Genomic DNA, 16248 nt, shown 5'->3' on the forward strand with positions numbered 1-16248 from the left:
AGGAAACGGTCCGCCATAGTGCGGGCCGTTTTGCGTTAGCGTCGCGTGCTATTGAGGAAAGACTGGAATACCTGATTGCTGATAAGCGTATCTTCACCAGCCTGAATCAGTTCATCGACCTCTCCTTGCGGCAACTGCAAGCGCGTGACAATTCCATTCAGCCGGTCTGACCGCGCCTGTCCAAGCTGGTCGAAACCGAGACGCGCAATGAAGAAGCGCACGTCGCGGCAGTTCCAGCGCTCCGGCGCGCCGTACTGCTTGCGCTGCGCAGCGGAAAGACCGCAGCGCCAGCGCACGAGCTGTTGACGCCAGTCTTCCATGGTTTGTTCGAACGCGGAGAACGATGCCCGCACGCTGGCGTCGATGGCGGTGTCGGCCGCGGCCGAGATCAGATCCGCACCGGCTGGTCCTTCCAGCTTGGTCGTCCAGCTCGCCTGCTTCGGCGCGCGGCCCGCATCGACGACGAGAAATAGCGCGCGTTTCAGTTTCACCGCCTGCGCCGGATGCAACGGCTCGTAGGGATACCGCGCCGAAAGTCGCGCGATCGTGAAACCTGACAGCCCGTAGTTATCGACCAGCCCGCCGTCGAGCAGCTTCGCGTATTTCACCGTCCCGTCGCGGTAGCTGCCGATTGCATTAGCATAGGATTTCAGGAGTGGCGGCGCGTTCGGATTGGCGCGTGCGCTGACGATCCAGTCCGGCAGCGGCGAGTTGCAACGGTCGGGATAGCTTTCGATCACGATCGGCGCGAATACTACCGGCACCGCGGCGGAGGCCGCGACCGCGTCCGCAATCGGATAGGAATTGAGATCGCTGCACATCGCGGCGAAAGCCGTGCGCCCGAAGATGAACGGTGTGCGATTATAAATGTCGGATGCATTGATCCAGATGCGTGGACGGGCGCTTTCCCGGAACGCGGAAAAGGTCGCACCTTCGAACAGGTTCTCGTTCAGCCAGCGCGGCAGATGCGTCGCGTCGTTCGCACCACCGGAAAGACCGCGTACCAGCGTTCCGGGCGACAGGCTGGTCGAAAGATTTTCTTCGGCGTTCTTCAGCAGGAACCGCTCGCGGAAATCGTAGAGCGCATTGCGCTTCTTCAGGCCGAAATACGCCGCCGTAACCGAACCACCTGAGACGCCGCTCACGAAATCGATGCGGTCGATCAGCGAGACCGGGCCTTCGCGGCCCGGCAACTGGAACTTCTCGATACCGCGCAATACGCCGAACGAATACGCGGCGGCGCGCGTACCGCCGCCAGAGAATGCGAGCGCGATCAAAAACTCGTCGCTATAGCTCGCGTTCAGTTCAGGCTGCGTGAGACCGGCATTCGGTTCATTCGTCGGAATGTTGACCGGAACGTTGTGAACCGAGCAGCCGGTGGCGAGAAGCAGCACCAGCGGCGCTGCAAGGCGAAATCTTCCGCGCAATATCCGGTTACTCCCGCCGTACACGACGCAAACGCCCCCGCCTCTTGGCTCGCGGTCCCGTATCACACCCCCCATGGCAAAGGGTTAACCGCAACCGGAACCAGTCGCTTGGTGGCGAATTATCTTGGCAAAACAAGGGAGATTGTCATGGCCAGTAAGACAAGGAAAACAAAGGCCAAACCGGTCCGCCGCATTGCCCGGCGCAAACCGGCAGCGGTCGAGCAGCGGGGTAGCTACTGGGCGGTCGGGGCCGGCTTGTTTGGCTTCGCGTTGATCGTTGGCGCTGCGGCGTTCGTCTATCTGAATGAAGATGCGCGAAGCACCGTCGCCGGCATGGTTGATAGCATCAACCTGGAATCCGTGAACCTGCCGAACTCGATACCATTCTTCAGTGGCGAGGAAGCAAGCGGACGTTCGTAACCATCGAGACTGCAGAAAGAAAAACCACGCGCCTTCAAAGGCGCGTGGTTTTATTTTCAACGAAGCAAGGGCGGACTAGCCCCACCACGTTTCCGGGATCATGCGCGGCCCCGCCGCCTGCTCGATCACATGGCCGAGCGCGAACAGGTCTTCCTCGCCGAACGGCTTGCCGATGAGTTGCAATCCGAGCGGCAGCCCGTTGTGATCGCGCCCCGCAGGAACGGAAATACCCGGTAGACCCGCCATGTTCACTGTCACGGTGAAGATGTCGTTTAGGTACATCTCGACCGGATCGGCGCTGCCCTTCTCTCCGATGCCGAACGCGCCGGAAGGGGTCGCGGGCGTCAGGATCGCATCGACCCCCTGCTTCCACGCTTCGTCGAAGTCGCGCTTGATGAGCGTGCGTACTTTCTGCGCGCGTAGATAATAAGCGTCGTAGTAACCGGCGGAGAGCACGTAAGTGCCGATCATGATGCGGCGGCGCACTTCTTTGCCGAAACCCGCGGCGCGCGTCTGCTCATACATGTCGACAATGTCTTTGCCCGGAACGCGCAGGCCGTAACGCACGCCGTCATAGCGCGCGAGATTGGACGAAGCCTCCGCTGGCGCGACGATGTAATAAGCCGGCAGCGCGTATTTCGTATGCGGAAGCGAAATATCGACAATCTCCGCACCAGCCGCTTTCAGCCATTCGCGGCCCTTCTCCCACGGTTCGTCGATTTCCGCCGGCATACCCTCGACGCGGTACTCCTTCGGAATACCGATCTTCATGCCTTTCACGCTCTTGCCGATTGCTTTCTCGTAGTCGGGCACCGGCTTGTCCGAGCAGGTGGAATCCTTCGGGTCGTGTCCCGCCATCGAGCGCAGCAGGATCGCGCAGTCGCGTACTGTGCGCGCGAACGGTCCCGCCTGATCGAGCGACGATGCGAACGCGACGATGCCCCAGCGCGAGCAGCGTCCGTAAGTCGGCTTGATGCCGGCGATGCCGGTGAATGCCGCGGGCTGACGGATCGAACCGCCGGTATCGGTGCCGGTCGCGCCAAGGCAAAGGTGAGCAGCAACCGCCGCCGCCGAACCGCCCGACGAACCGCCGGGCACCAGCGGTTTATTGTCTCCCTTGCGGCGCCATGGCGAAATTACGGGACCGAGCGCGGAAGTTTCGTTCGACGAACCCATCGCGAACTCGTCGTTGTTCAGCTTGCCGAGCATCACCGCGCCGTCGCGCCAGAGCTGCGAGGTCACGGTAGATTCGTATTGCGGCACGAAGTTTTCGAGGATCTTCGAACACGCGGTCGTGCGCACGCCTTCGGTTGCGAACAGATCCTTGATGCCGAGCGGAATGCCTTCGAGCGGCCCGCCCTCGCCCTTCGCGAGCTTCGCGTCGGAGGCTTCCGCCATCTTACGCGCGTGATCGGGCGTCTCCAGAACGTATGCGTTCAGGATACGCGCCTTCTCCATAGCGGCGAGATGCGCGCCGGTCAGTTCCTTGGCGGAGATTTTCTTTGCACGAAGCAGGTCGCGCGCTTCCGCAAGCGTCAGGGACGTAAGTTCGCTCACGGCTTACTCCACGACTTTAGGGACTTGAAAGAAGCCGTCGTCGGAAGCGGGCGCATTGGCAAGCACGCGCTTCGCGTAATTGCCGTCGCTGACGACGTCGTCGCGCATTTTCAGTTTCATGTCTTCGACGCTCGCGGTCGGCTCGACGCCGTCCACGTTCACTTCATTCAACTGCCCGACGAAGGCGAGCATGTTGTTGATCTCGCCGCGAAGGTGCTCAATCTCGTTGTCGGCAACGGCGATCCGCGCCAAATGCGCGATCCGCCGCACGGTCGCGGCATCGACGGACATGGGAGACTCCGTGGGAAATCGTTGTCCGGGCTATAGCAGAGGGGGTTTTGGGGCTGCAACCCGCGCAGACCTGCCCCGTTTGACCGGTGTCATGGTCTCGCCGCGAACCAAACCCTAGGTTTGCAGTTCAAGGCTACAGGCCCCGTTCGGGGCCGGCAAAGGAGACCCCCCATGTCTACCGCCAAGGCCGAGGCGCGGCGTACTGCCCGCCTCCAGACCCCTACCGATCTTTCCACGAATGCGATCAAGGACATTTCCGCGAGCCTGACCACCCTGCTCGCCGACGTTTTTGCCCTTTACGTCAAGACCAAGAATTTCCACTGGCACGTTTCCGGCCCGAATTTCCGGGACTACCACCTGATGCTGGACGAACAGGCCGCGCAACTGTTCGCGATGACCGACGAAATCGCCGAGCGTGCGCGCAAGATTGGCGGCACTACGATACGCTCGACCGGCCACATCGGCCGCCTGCAACGGCTGAAAGACAACGACGCCGATTATGTAACGCCGCTCGACATGCTCTCCGAACTGCGCGACGACAACAAGGAACTCGTCTCCTATCTGCGCGAGACGCACGACCTTTGCGACGAACACAACGATGTCGCCACCGCGAGCCTGTTAGAGAACTGGATCGATGAAACCGAACGGCGCGTCTGGTTCCTGTTCGAAACCACGCGCACCGGAAACAACGGCGAGCGCTGAAAGAAAAGGCCGGGAGATTCCCGGCCTTTTTCGTTTTCAGACATCGAAGGCTTTACCCTTCTCCGGCACCGCCACCTTCATATCGCTACCCTTCATCTCGGCGACGAACTTGTCCGGCGTCTGGTCGATGATCGGAAACGAGCCGTAGTGGCACGGGATCGCGGTCTTCACGCCCTTGAAGAAGCGCTTCATCGCCATTCCGGCCACCTTGCCGCCCATCGTGAAGCGATCACCCACCGGCACCATTGCCACCTGCGGCTGATGGATCTCGTTGATGAGCGCCATGTCGGAGAAAATGTCGGTATCGCCGATGTGGTAGACCGTCGGCTCGCCCTGCGCCTTCACGATCAGCCCGCCCGGATTGCCCATCACGGCGAACTGCCCATCCTCGATCATGGTCGAGGAATGGTCCGCGCGCACGATGGTGACGGTGAAGCCGCCCTGATCGGTCGTCCCGCCGATATTCATGGGGTCGATCTTCTTCACGCCTTTTCCGTTCAACCACATGCAGACCTCGAAGTGGCTGACCACCGGGATGTCGAGTTCCTTGGCGATGTCCGCGCTATCGCCGATATGGTCGGAATGGCCGTGAGTCAGCAGGATATGCGTGACCCCCTTCACCGCCTCTTTCCTGTCGCTGACGAAGGCGGGGTTTCCGGTAAAGAACGGGTCGATCAGGACCGCCTTGCCGCCGAAATCGAGCCGGAACGCGGAGTGGCCAAACCAGGTAACGCGCATCGCTTCCTCCGATGATTTTTCGTTGGGGCGAGTATGAAGGCCGATGCATGGCGCAGCAACGCGGCCCATGCTACCGCCTCGCCCCGACATGCCCGCCCGCCTCTGCGAAATCGACGAACTCGCCGGCCTGCTCGCGCCCAACGCGCGGCTGATCGGCGTCGATCTTGGCGAAAAGACCATCGGCCTCGCGCTGTCCGACGTGAACCGCACCATTGCCAGCCCGCTCGAAACGTTGCCGCGCGGGAAATTCAAGGCGGATGCGGAAAAGCTGCTCGCGCTCGCCATGAAGTTCGGTGTCGGCGGCCTTGTCATAGGCTTGCCCAGAAACATGGACGGTTCGGAAGGGCCGAGCGCGCAATCGGCGCGCGCTTTCGTACGTAACCTTTCTCCGCTCACCGATCTCGTCATCGTGTTCTGGGACGAGCGCCTTTCGACGGCCGCGGTCGAGCGCACGCTGATCGAAGCCGATGCCTCGCGCCGCCGCCGTGACGAGGTCGTGGACAAGGTCGCCGCCGCCTACATCCTGCAAGGCGCGCTCGACCGTCTGGGTTACGGGGCGCGGACATGATTGCGGTCGCGAACGCCTTGATCCCGGTTTTCCTGCTGGTCGTGCTCGGCATCTTTCTCAAGCGCACGCTGCTGAAAAGCGAGAACGCGTGGGACTCGCTCGAAGACCTCACCTATTACGTCCTGTTTCCTGCGCTGTTGTTCGTCGCCACCGCAACGGCTGATCTTTCCAAGGTGCCGATCTGGGGAATTTGCGCGGCGCTGGTGAGCGCGATCGTGACCGTCGCGCTCCTGCTCCTGCTCTCTCGCAAGCCGTTGCAGCGTGCATTCGGCTGGAGCGGCCCCGCTTATACTTCGGTGTTTCAGGGCGCGGTGCGCTGGAACACGTACATCGCGGTAGCGGTCGCTTCTTCTTTGCTCGGCGAACAGGGTCTCGCGCTGGCCGCCGTCGCGCTGGCGAGCATGATCCCGCTGATCAATGTGATTTCGGTCGTGGTGCTCGCGCGGTACGCCTCGCATCAGCCGGCGAACCTGCGCGTCACGCTTTTTCACCTCGTGCGCAACCCGTTCATCTGGGCCTGCGCTCTTGGCGTGCTCGTCAACGTAAGCGGCGTGCCGCTTCCCAAAGTGCTGGTCAATTTCAGCAACATTCTTGGTCAGGCTTCGCTTGCGCTCGGCCTGCTGATCGTCGGCGCGGGGCTGGAACTGCGGAAGGCAGTGAAGATCGATTCCGCCGTGATTGTCGCAACGATCGGAAAATTGATCCTGCTTCCCATGTTAGCAATCCTGACTGGTTGGCTCTCAGGCGTCAGCGGCCCCGCCCTCGTGGTTGTCGCCATCGCATCGAGCGTGCCTTCCGCGCCGAACGGTTACATGCTGGCGCGGCAGATGGGCGGCGACGCACCGCTGCTCGCACGCATTCTCACCGCGCAGATCGTGTTTGCGTTGTTCTCGATCCCGGCGGCGCTGGCGGCGGCGGCCTATCTGGCGCCCTGATGCACGATCCCGAAAAGCGGCTCGCGGCTTTCGGATCAGATCATGCGGCCAAAAAAGAAAACGGCGGGCCTGAAGCCCGCCGTTTCCGAAATCAAATCGCGAAGCGATTAGCACCAGGTCCAGTAACCGCGGTTGTAAACCGGATCGGTCTGGACGAAGCAACGCTGGCGGCGCGGCTGATAGTAGCCGTACGGCTCGTCGTAGTAGTAGCCGTTGTTGTTGTAGTAGCCTTGGTTGGCGGCAGCGGCAGCAGCAGCGCCGAAGACGCCGAGCGCGATGGCCGGGCCTACCCAGCGGTTACGGCGGCGGCGCCACTGGGCGTCAATCTGGTTGTCCTGGGTCACGCCCTGCAGGTGCGTGGCGGAAGCGGCCGGCGCTGCATTGGCGGTCGAAATCGCACTGGCAGCGGCCGAGAGAAGAACGGCGGCGGCGAGCGCCAGCACGAACTGATAGAGCTTGAACTTCTTCATGGGGGATGAGCCTCGTTGTTACGCGCCTTAGCCGCGCGTGGGGTTGAATTTCGCGCCCAGCGTATGAACCCCGCCTGAATAAAGTGGGGCAGCGCTGTGGCGATTTTTACTCAAAACCTTGGCGCAGCGGCGGAATTTACGATGGCGGGGTTAATGCCCCAAATCACGATCCCGTTAGCCGCGCTTATGCTGCCTCGCTAAATACCCTCTCCAGCAGGTGCTCAACGCTTTTGCCCGGCATAGCGTTCCCGAAGCTGCGCATCGCCAGCCCGCCCAGCCGCCGTTCGGCAAAGGCTTCCGCGATATTCTGCGGGGCGGATTGCGCCAGCGCAGCGGCGGCGGCGAGAATTGCCAGCGTTTCGCCGGTACGCCGTGCAAGGCCTTCGCGGTCCGGGCTGCGCAGCCCCTCCTCGATGGCGGCAACCGCCTGCGCCGCGTGCGGCAAGCCGTGCGCCGCCTCCGCCAGCCCGGCGAGCACGCGCATCGCGGCTTCCGGCTCGCGCGCCACGCCGCGCAGAAGGTCCAGCGCCATGACGTTGCCGGAGCCTTCCCAGATCGCGTTCAGCGGACTCTCGCGATAGAAGCGCGCCAGCGGCGCCTCCTCGACGTAACCGTTCCCGCCAAGACACTCCATCGCCTCGTAGACGAAACCGGGCGTCGCCTTGCACACCCACATCTTCGCGACCGGTGTGATCAGGCGCGCATAGGCCGCTTCGTTCGCATCGCGCGCCGACTTGTCAAAAGCGGACGCGAGACGTAGCGCCAGCGCCAGCGCGCCTTCCCGCTCCAGCGCGAGATCGCCGAGCACATTGCGCATCAGCGGCTGCTGTATGAGCTTCTTCTGGAAGACGGTGCGATGGCGCGTGTGATGCACGGCGTAACGCAACGCGCCCTGCATGATGCCTAGCGAGCCGGTCACGCAATCGAGACGCGTGAGTTGCACCATGCCGATGATCGTCTTCACGCCGTCGCCTTCCGGCCCGCAGCGCAGCGCATAGGCGCTCTCGAATTCGACTTCGCTGGAAGCGTTGGAGCGGTTGCCGAGTTTTTCTTTCAACCGCATCAGGCGGAGCGCGTTGGGCGTGCCGTCCGGCTTGTGACGCGGGACGAGGAAACAAGTCAGCCCACCTTTCGCCTGCGCGAGTACGAGGAAAGCGTCGCACATCGGCGCGGAGAAAAACCATTTGTGGCCGACGATGCGATAGGAATCCCCGTCGGAGATCGCCTGCGTGGTGTTCTGGCGCACATCCGTGCCGCCCTGTTTCTCGGTCATGCCCATGCCGAAGGTAACGCCACGCTTTTCGCCCGGTGGCAGGAAGCGCGGATCGTATTCGCGCGAGCGGATGCGCGGCAGCCATTCCCGAAGCAGCTTCGGCTCCGCGCCGAGCGCGCCGGTAGCGGCATGGGTCATCGTGATCGGGCAGAGATGCCCCTGCTCGACTTCGCTGGCGAGATAATGCCGCGTGGAGCGCGCAACATGCTCGCCCGGCACCAGCGTGCCGTCCTCCTCCCAGACCGAGGCATGAACCCCCGCCTTGATGCTTTCTTCCATGAAGCGGTGATAGGCGGGGTGAAACTCCACCACGTCGGCGCGGCGACCCTGCCGGTCGTGCGTGCGCAATTTCGGCGTGTATTCGTTCGCCAGCCGCGCCAGTTCGGTCATTTCCATCCGGCCCCAGCGGGTACCAAACTCGCGTAGCGAAGTGCCCGATTTTTCCGCACCGAACGCGGCGACCGCCCCGGTCAGCGCGCCGTCACTCGAATAAAGGTCGATGTCGCCAACCGGGGGCGACTGGTTGAACACTTCATGCGTGGCAAAAGGTGACGTTACGGACATGGAGCCAATTTCCATAGTGGAGCGTTAATCTAACATGGCATTCGCCGCTTGCGATGCGGGAGCGATAGGTCTATGCGGTGACCTTTAATGACATCTCGCAGCCTTTCCAGTTTTGCGCTCGCGCAACGGCATTTGCTGGGTATCGAAGGGCTTTCCGCTTCCGACATCACCGGCCTGCTCGATCTCGCCGAGGAATTCGTCGATCTGAACCGTCAGGTCCAGAAACGGCGCACCACGCTGAGCGGCCGCACGCAGATCAACCTGTTCTTCGAGGCCTCCACCCGCACCCAAAGCTCGTTCGAACTGGCCGGGAAGCGCCTCGGCGCGGACGTCATGAATATGTCGATCGCCTCGTCTTCCATCCGCAAGGGCGAGACGCTGCTCGATACCGCGCTGACGCTGAACGCCATGCACCCGGACATGATCGTGGTGCGCCACGCCGCTTCCGGCGCGGTCGAACTGCTGTCGCAGAAGGTGGAATGTTCCGTCATCAACGCAGGCGACGGCGCGCATGAGCATCCGACCCAGGCGCTGCTCGACGCCCTCACCATCCGCCGCAACAAGGGCAACATCGAACGCCTGACCGTCGCGATCTGCGGCGACATCGCCCACTCGCGCGTCGCGCGCTCGAACATCATTCTCCTGAACACGATGGGCGCACGGGTGCGCGTAGTCGCACCCTCCACCCTCCTGCCCGCGGGCATCGAACGCATGGGCGTCGAGGTTCACCGCGACATGCGCGAAGGGCTGCGCGACGCCGACATCGTGATGATGCTGCGGCTCCAGCGCGAGCGCATGACCGGCTCGCTGATTCCCTCGTCGCGCGAATATTTCCACTACTACGGCCTCGATCCGGCGAAGTTGAAATTCGCCAAGCCCGACGCACTCGTCATGCATCCCGGCCCGATGAATCGCGGCGTCGAGATCGAAAGCTCGGTCGCCGACGGCGCGCAGTCGCTAATCCGCGAACAGGTCGAGATGGGTGTGGCGGTGCGCATGGCCGTGCTGGAAGCCCTGGCCAGAAATCTTCCGAACGCATGATCGCCCGCAACGAAAACCGCCCGCTCCTGCTCGCGAACGCGCGCGTCATCGATCCGTCGCGCGACATGGACCAGCGCGGCGACGTGCTGATCGCCGATGGCGTCATCCGCGAAGCCGGGAAGAACATCCGCGCTTCCGGTGCGCCGGAAGGCACCGAGATCATCGACGTGAACGGACAGGTGATCGCGCCGGGCCTTGTCGATATGCGCGCCTTCATCGGCGAACCGGGTGCGGAGCATCGCGAGACGCTGGCGACCGCAAGCTTCGCGGCAGCCGCGGGTGGCGTCACCACCATCATCTGCCAGCCGGAAACCGATCCGCCGATCGACGATCCCGCAACCGTCGATTTCGTGCAGCGCCGCGCGCGCGATAACGCGGTCGTCCACATCCATCCGATGGCTGCCATCACCAAGGCGCTCGAAGGCGTCGAGATCACGGAGATCGGCCTCCTGAAAGCGGCGGGTGCCGTCGCTTTCACCGAAGGCGCGAAAAGCGTGATGAACGCGCAGGTGTTCCGCCGCGCACTCGCCTATGGCCGCGACTTCGATGCGCTGATTGTCCATCACACCGAGGAAAAGAACCTCACCGGCGAAGGCGTGATGAACGCGGGCGAGTTCGCGACCCGCCTCGGCCTTTCCGGCGTGCCGAAAGCCGCCGAGACCATCATGCTCGAACGCGACCTCCGCCTCGTCGAACTGACCGGCGGGCGCTACCACGCAGCATCGCTGACCTGCGCGGAGTCGCTCGACGTGCTCCGCCGCGCGAAGGATCGCGGCCTGCCCGTCACCGCCTCCGCGTCGATCAATCACCTCGCACTGAACGAAAACGATGTCGGGTCGTACCGCACCTTCCTGAAAGTTAGTCCGCCGCTGCGCGCGGAAGCCGACCGCGCGGCGCTGGTAGCCGCAGCAGCGGAAGGCCTGATCGACGTCATCATGTCCGATCACGATCCGCAGGACGTGGAAGTAAAGCGTCTGCCCTTCGCCGAAGCCGCATTTGGCGCAATCGGACTGGAGACGATGCTCCCCGTCGGCCTTCGCCTCGTGCATGACGGCTCGCTGCAACTGCCGGCGCTGTTGCGTGCGATGTCCACGCGGCCCGCAGAATTGCTCGGCCTGCCCGGCGGCACCCTGCGCGCGGGCGCGCCCGCCGATCTCGTCGTATTCGATCCGGATGTGCCCTGGGTGCTCGACCGCGACACGCTGAAATCGCGCTGCACGAACACCGCCTTCGACGAGGCGAGATTGCAGGGCCGCGCCACCCGCACCATCGTTGCCGGGCGCACCGTCTACGAATACGTTTGAGCGATGAACTCCACCACAGTCCTGATCGTCGACTTCCTGCTCGGCTATGTGCTCGGCTCGATCCCGTTCGGATTGTTGCTGACGAAATACGCCGGTCTCGGCGACGTGCGCAAAATCGGCTCCGGCAACATCGGCGCAACCAACGTGCTGCGCACCGGCAACAAGGCGCTCGCCGCGGCAACGCTTCTCTGCGACATGCTGAAGGGCACCGTGGCCGTGCTGATCGCGGCACGTTTCGTAGGCCACGAATGGCCGCTGACCACCGGCCTCGGTTCGGTGCTGGCCGGTATTGGCGCCATCATCGGCCACATGTACCCGGTGTGGCTCGGCTTCAAGGGCGGTAAAGGCGTTGCCACCTTTCTCGGCGTCCTGCTCGGCATCGCGTGGCAAGCGGCACTCGGCGCGGCGCTGGTCTGGCTCGCGGTCGCCTTCGCGTCGCGCTATTCCTCACTCGCCGCGCTGGTTGCCACCGCGGCCAGCCCGGTCATCCTGTATTTTCTCGGCTACCCGCCGGTTGCGGCGCTTTTTCTCGTGATGGCGGTATTCGTATGGTGGAAGCACAGCGAAAACATTTCGCGTCTGCTCGCGGGTAACGAGTCCAAAATCGGATCGAAGAAGAAGACCTGAGCGCTCCAGCCTCATCCCAAGGAGCGAGCGTTCGCCGTTGTCATCCGTGACGAAATCGCGGATCGTCACGGCCCATGAAAAGCGGCGACGTTTTTCGTCTCACGGAAGACCAGCGGATCGACTGGCTGCGCCTGATCCGCACGGACAACGTCGGCCCGCGCACCTTCAAAGCACTCATCAACCAGTTCGGCGGCGCAGGTCCCGCGGTGCGGATGCTGCCCGAACTCTCCCGCCGGGGCGGACGCGCACGCATCAACGTTCCGTCGCGCGATGAAGCCGAAGCCGAATTGGCTACGGCCGCCAAGCTCGGCGTCGCCTACATCGCATGGGGCGAGCCGGATTATCCGAAGCTGCTACGCGAGATCGACGATCCTCCGCCCTTGCTCGCGGTTCGCGGTGAAACGCTCAAGCTGAACAAGCCCGCCATCGCTATTGTTGGCGCGCGCAATGCTTCCGCCGCCGGAATGCGTTACGCCGCACAGCTTGCGCGCGATTTCGCCGATGCGGGCTTCATCGTGGTGTCTGGACTGGCGCGCGGCATCGACGTAGCGGCGCACCGCGCATCGTTGCAGCAGGGCACGATAGCCGTGCTCGCTGGCGGTCATGCGCGCCCCTATCCGCCGGAACACGGCGAACTGCTGACCGCAATCGTGGAGTCAGGCGTGGCCGTCAGCGAAATGCCGCATGCGTGGGAACCGCGTGCGCGCGATTTTCCGCGGCGAAATCGCCTGATCTCGGGACTCGCGAACGCAGTGGTGATTGTCGAGGCGGCAGAACGCTCCGGTTCGCTGATCACCGCGCGCTTTGCGGGCGAACAGGGCCGCGATGTGTTCGCCGTTCCCGGCTCGCCGTCAGATCCACGCGCGGGCGGCACCAACCGCTTGATCAAGGAAGGCGCTTCCATCGTGACGTCCGCAGCCGATGTGATCGAGGCGATCGGCCCGACGCTCCCGCACAGACCGCTTCCCGCGCGCGAGCCGGAAACTGTTTCTCCCTCTCGCGCCGAGCTTCCCCCCGAAGCGGTGCGCGATCGTGTTGCCGGCCTGCTAAGCCCGACGCCGGTCGCGCTGGACGAACTGATCCGCCAATCGCAGGCAGATGCAAGCGCGGTGCAGATCGCGCTCCTTGAACTGGAACTGGCGGGTAAGGTCGCCCGCCACGGCGGCGGGTTGGTTTCGCTGGCCTAAAGTGGTCAGGCGATTCGCTTGGATTGCTCCCCGGCAGGCTGTGAGCGATCCACGGCCTCCAGCCTTGCGAGTTCCAGCAGGTATGCGAGCGCCCCCAGCTTGTGCGCGCGGGCCATCCGCACCATCTCGGCAGTCATGACCGAAATGTATGCGGCGACATCTTCAGGACCGGTTTCCCGGCCATCTGAGCCATTTTCCGTCATGGTCCGCCTGCATAAGACCTGTGAGGCTGACACTAACCTATAGGTTGTATTCTATCAATATTCCCGTATTTGGTGCGGTAATAGGATAGCCTTAATAGTTCCGCTTTAGGCGGGCGATTTGACTATGCCAGCCGATCTCACCATGTTCCCGCCGCCGCGCGGGGCCGCGGACCCGCTTTCCCGTTCGCGCTAACTCTCGGACGCTCATGAACGTCGTCATTGTGGAGTCGCCTGCCAAGGCGAAGACGATCAACAAGTACCTCGGACCCGGCTTCGAGGTGCTCGCGTCCTATGGCCATGTCCGCGACCTCCCGTCGAAAGACGGCTCGGTAGCCCCGGACGACGACTTCAAGATGATCTGGGAAGTGGATGGCAAGGCACAGAAGCGCCTGGCGGAGATCGCCAATGCCGTGAAAGGCGCGGACCGCCTCATCCTCGCCACCGACCCCGATCGCGAAGGTGAAGCAATCTCCTGGCACGTCCTCGAAGTGCTCAAAGAGAAGCGCGCCCTCAAGGATCAGAAAGTCGATCGCGTGGTGTTCAACGCGATCACCAAGGCCGCCGTGCAGGAGGCCATGCAGCATCCGCGCGAGATCGACCACTCGCTGGTGGATGCCTACCTCGCGCGCCGCGCACTCGACTATCTCGTCGGCTTTACCCTCTCACCCGTTTTGTGGCGCAAGCTGCCGGGCGCGCGTTCGGCCGGCCGCGTGCAGTCAGTTGCGCTCCGCCTCGTCTGCGACCGCGAACGCGAGATCGAAGCCTTCAAGCCGCAGGAATACTGGTCGGTCGCGGCAACGCTGGCGACGCCGCGCGGCGATGCTTTTGAAGCACGCCTCGTCGGCGCGGACGGCAAGAAGATCCAGCGCCTCGATGTCGGCAGCGAGAAAGAAGCGCGCGACTTCGAGAAGGCGCTGAACGCGGCGAACTTCAGGGTCGCTTCCATCGAAGCCAAGCCCGCGAAGCGCAATCCCTATCCGCCGTTCACCACTTCAACGCTGCAGCAAGAAGCAAGCCGTAAGCTCGGCTTCGCGCCCTCGCACACCATGCGCCTCGCGCAACGTCTCTACGAAGGCATCGAACTCGACGGCGAGACCACCGGCCTCATCACCTATATGCGCACCGACGGCATCGACCTCGCGCCGGAAGCGATCGCGCAGGCGCGCGATGTCATCTCCAGCGACTACGGCAAGAAGTACCTTCCCGATAGTCCGCGCATCTACAAGAACAAGTCCAAGAACGCGCAGGAAGCGCACGAAGCGATCCGTCCCACCGATCTGCGCCGCCATCCAAAGGAAATCGCCCGCAAGGTCGATGCCGATCAGTCGAAACTCTATGAACTGATCTGGACGCGGACGCTGGCCTGCCAGATGGAATCCGCCGAGTTGGAGCGCACCACCGTCGAGATCGACGCGAATGTGAGCGGCGGACCGTACAAACTCGTCAACCTGCGCGCGACAGGTACGGTCGTGAAGTTCGACGGCTTCCTCACGCTCTACAACGAGAGCCGCGACGACGACTTCGAGGACGAAGACGCCCGCCGCCTGCCCGCGATGAGCGAAGGCGAAGCGCTCACGAAGAGCGAACTGAAGATCGAGCAGCACTTCACCGAGCCGCCGCCGCGCTTCTCGGAAGCGTCGCTCGTCAAGCGCATGGAAGAACTCGGCATCGGCCGTCCTTCCACCTATGCTTCCATTCTTCAGGTATTGCGCGACCGCGGCTACACGCGCCTCGACAAGAAACGCATCATTCCCGAAGACAAGGGCCGCATCGTCGTGGCCTTCCTCGAATCCTATTTTCCGCGCTACGTGGAATACGATTTCACCGCCGACCTCGAAGGCAAGCTCGACGAGATCGCGAACCACGAACTCGACTGGAAGAAAGTCCTGCGCGATTTCTGGACCGGCTTCACCGGCGCGGTCGCGGAGACGAAAGACCTGCGCATCAAGGAAGTCATCGACGTTCTCGATGCGCTGCTCAACGAACACAACTTCCCGCCGAAAGCCGACGGCTCCGATCCGCGCCTGTGCCCGCAATGCGGCACTGGCCGCCTCGGCCTCAAGGTCGGCAAGTTCGGCGCGTTTATTGGTTGCTCGAACTATCCCGATTGCCGTTTCACCCGCGCCCTTACCGCGCCGGGCGAAGGCGAACTGGCGGCCACGAAAGACCTCGGCGAAGACCCTGCGACCGGCAAAATGGTGACGGTGCGCTCCGGCCGTTTCGGTCCCTACATCCAGCTCGGCGAAGCCGAAGACACCGGCGAGAAGACCAAGGGCGGCAAGCCCGTTCTCACCAAGCCGAAGCGCGCGAGCATTCCGAAGAACTTCGATCCGCACGAACTCGATTTCGATACCGCGCTTGGCCTGCTCCAACTGCCCCGCGAAGTCGGCAAGCATCCGGAGTCGGGCGAGCCGATCGTCGCCGGCATCGGCCGCTTCGGTCCCTACGTGAAACATCAGGACACCTACGCCAGCCTTGAATCCGGCGACGAAGTGCTGACCATCGGCCTCAACCGCGCGGTGACGCTGATCGCGGAGAAGCTGGCGCGCGGTCCCGGCCGCGGGCGTCGCAAGCCGCAAGGCCGTCCCCTCGGCGACCACCCGACGCTCGGCGGGCCGGTCACGCAGCACGAAGGCAAATACGGCCCTTACGTCTCGCATAACAAGGTCAATGCGACCATTCCTGCCGCGACCGATCCGGCCACCATCACGCTGGAAGAAGCCGTCGCGCTGATCGACGCGCGTGCCGGCAAAGGCGCGAGCAAGAAAGCGGCGAAGCCGAAAAAAGAAAAGAAGGCGAAAGAGCCGAACGGCTCCGGCGAGGAAGCCGCCGCGAAACCGAAAAAGAAAGCCGCGGCAAAGAAGAAAGCCGCTCCGAAGAAAAAGAAAACCCCCGACGCCGAAACCGCGAAGACGGAAGAGTAGTCTAGCTTCTCGTCTGC

The 16248-nt window shown here is 63.2% G+C and carries 16 protein-coding genes; 9 read left to right on the forward strand and 7 right to left on the reverse strand.

What is annotated here, in order from left to right:
- Positions 1-35: 35 nt before the first annotated feature.
- Positions 36-1502 (reverse strand): patatin-like phospholipase family protein, encoded by a 1467-nt coding sequence (locus tag KF794_08120; protein QYK43779.1) that lies wholly within the window; start codon positions 1500-1502, stop codon positions 36-38.
- A 72-nt stretch (positions 1503-1574) separates the two neighbouring features.
- Between KF794_08120 and KF794_08125 the strand changes: the two genes are divergently transcribed.
- A complete protein-coding gene (locus KF794_08125) occupies positions 1575-1847 on the forward strand; it encodes a hypothetical protein (GenBank protein QYK43780.1) in 273 nt (90 codons plus the stop codon).
- Positions 1848-1922: 75 nt separating this feature from the next.
- Here KF794_08125 and gatA read toward each other — a convergent pair whose 3' ends face one another.
- Positions 1923-3404, reverse strand: coding sequence for an Asp-tRNA(Asn)/Glu-tRNA(Gln) amidotransferase subunit GatA (gene gatA, locus KF794_08130; protein QYK43781.1), 1482 nt, complete (start codon positions 3402-3404; stop codon positions 1923-1925).
- A gap of 3 nt (positions 3405-3407) precedes the next feature.
- Positions 3408-3695 (reverse strand): Asp-tRNA(Asn)/Glu-tRNA(Gln) amidotransferase subunit GatC, encoded by a 288-nt coding sequence (gatC, locus tag KF794_08135; protein QYK43782.1) that lies wholly within the window; start codon positions 3693-3695, stop codon positions 3408-3410.
- 171 nt (positions 3696-3866) lie between these two features.
- Between gatC and KF794_08140 the strand changes: the two genes are divergently transcribed.
- Positions 3867-4397: a DNA starvation/stationary phase protection protein gene (locus KF794_08140; protein QYK43783.1), complete on the forward strand. Its 531-nt coding sequence runs from the start codon at positions 3867-3869 to the stop codon at positions 4395-4397.
- A 36-nt stretch (positions 4398-4433) separates the two neighbouring features.
- Here KF794_08140 and KF794_08145 read toward each other — a convergent pair whose 3' ends face one another.
- Entirely contained in the window at positions 4434-5135 is a 702-nt protein-coding gene (locus KF794_08145) for a metal-dependent hydrolase (GenBank protein ID QYK43784.1), read from the reverse strand.
- Between the two features lie 88 nt (positions 5136-5223).
- Between KF794_08145 and ruvX the strand changes: the two genes are divergently transcribed.
- Both ruvX and KF794_08155 read left to right on the forward strand, forming a co-directional pair.
- Complete coding sequence (ruvX, locus tag KF794_08150) at positions 5224-5703, forward strand: Holliday junction resolvase RuvX (GenBank protein ID QYK46642.1); 480 nt, start codon at positions 5224-5226, stop codon at positions 5701-5703.
- A complete protein-coding gene (locus tag KF794_08155; protein QYK43785.1) occupies positions 5700-6638 on the forward strand; it encodes an AEC family transporter in 939 nt (312 codons plus the stop codon). Before ruvX ends, KF794_08155 begins: the two co-directional genes overlap by 4 nt.
- Before the next feature lie 107 nt (positions 6639-6745).
- Here KF794_08155 and KF794_08160 read toward each other — a convergent pair whose 3' ends face one another.
- Together KF794_08160 and KF794_08165 are read right to left on the reverse strand one after the other, a co-directional pair.
- A complete protein-coding gene (locus tag KF794_08160) occupies positions 6746-7108 on the reverse strand; it encodes a hypothetical protein (protein QYK43786.1) in 363 nt (120 codons plus the stop codon).
- 184 nt (positions 7109-7292) lie between these two features.
- Positions 7293-8945, reverse strand: a complete 1653-nt coding sequence (locus KF794_08165; GenBank protein QYK43787.1) for an acyl-CoA dehydrogenase family protein — start codon at positions 8943-8945, stop codon at positions 7293-7295.
- Between the two features lie 87 nt (positions 8946-9032).
- Here KF794_08165 and KF794_08170 point away from each other — a divergent pair, with 87 nt between their 5' ends.
- The 4 genes from KF794_08170 to dprA all read left to right on the forward strand — a co-directional run bounded on the left by KF794_08170 (position 9033) and on the right by dprA (position 13104).
- Positions 9033-9986 (forward strand): aspartate carbamoyltransferase catalytic subunit, encoded by a 954-nt coding sequence (locus KF794_08170; GenBank protein QYK43788.1) that lies wholly within the window; start codon positions 9033-9035, stop codon positions 9984-9986.
- A complete protein-coding gene (locus KF794_08175) occupies positions 9983-11290 on the forward strand; it encodes a dihydroorotase (GenBank protein ID QYK43789.1) in 1308 nt (435 codons plus the stop codon). The genes KF794_08170 and KF794_08175 overlap by 4 nt, the downstream gene beginning before the upstream one ends.
- A gap of 3 nt (positions 11291-11293) precedes the next feature.
- On the forward strand, positions 11294-11917 hold the full coding sequence (gene plsY, locus KF794_08180) for a glycerol-3-phosphate 1-O-acyltransferase PlsY (GenBank protein QYK43790.1): 624 nt from the start codon (positions 11294-11296) through the stop codon (positions 11915-11917).
- A gap of 74 nt (positions 11918-11991) precedes the next feature.
- Entirely contained in the window at positions 11992-13104 is a 1113-nt protein-coding gene (gene dprA / locus KF794_08185) for a DNA-processing protein DprA (protein QYK43791.1), read from the forward strand.
- Positions 13105-13109: 5 nt separating this feature from the next.
- Here dprA and KF794_08190 read toward each other — a convergent pair whose 3' ends face one another.
- Entirely contained in the window at positions 13110-13307 is a 198-nt protein-coding gene (locus tag KF794_08190; GenBank protein ID QYK43792.1) for a hypothetical protein, read from the reverse strand.
- Between the two features lie 206 nt (positions 13308-13513).
- Between KF794_08190 and topA the strand changes: the two genes are divergently transcribed.
- Positions 13514-16231 (forward strand): type I DNA topoisomerase, encoded by a 2718-nt coding sequence (gene topA / locus KF794_08195; protein ID QYK43793.1) that lies wholly within the window; start codon positions 13514-13516, stop codon positions 16229-16231.
- The last annotated feature ends 17 nt before the right edge of the window (positions 16232-16248 follow it).

The organism is Xanthobacteraceae bacterium, assembly GCA_019454205.1.
In the GTDB taxonomy this organism is placed as follows: Bacteria; Pseudomonadota; Alphaproteobacteria; order Rhizobiales; family Xanthobacteraceae.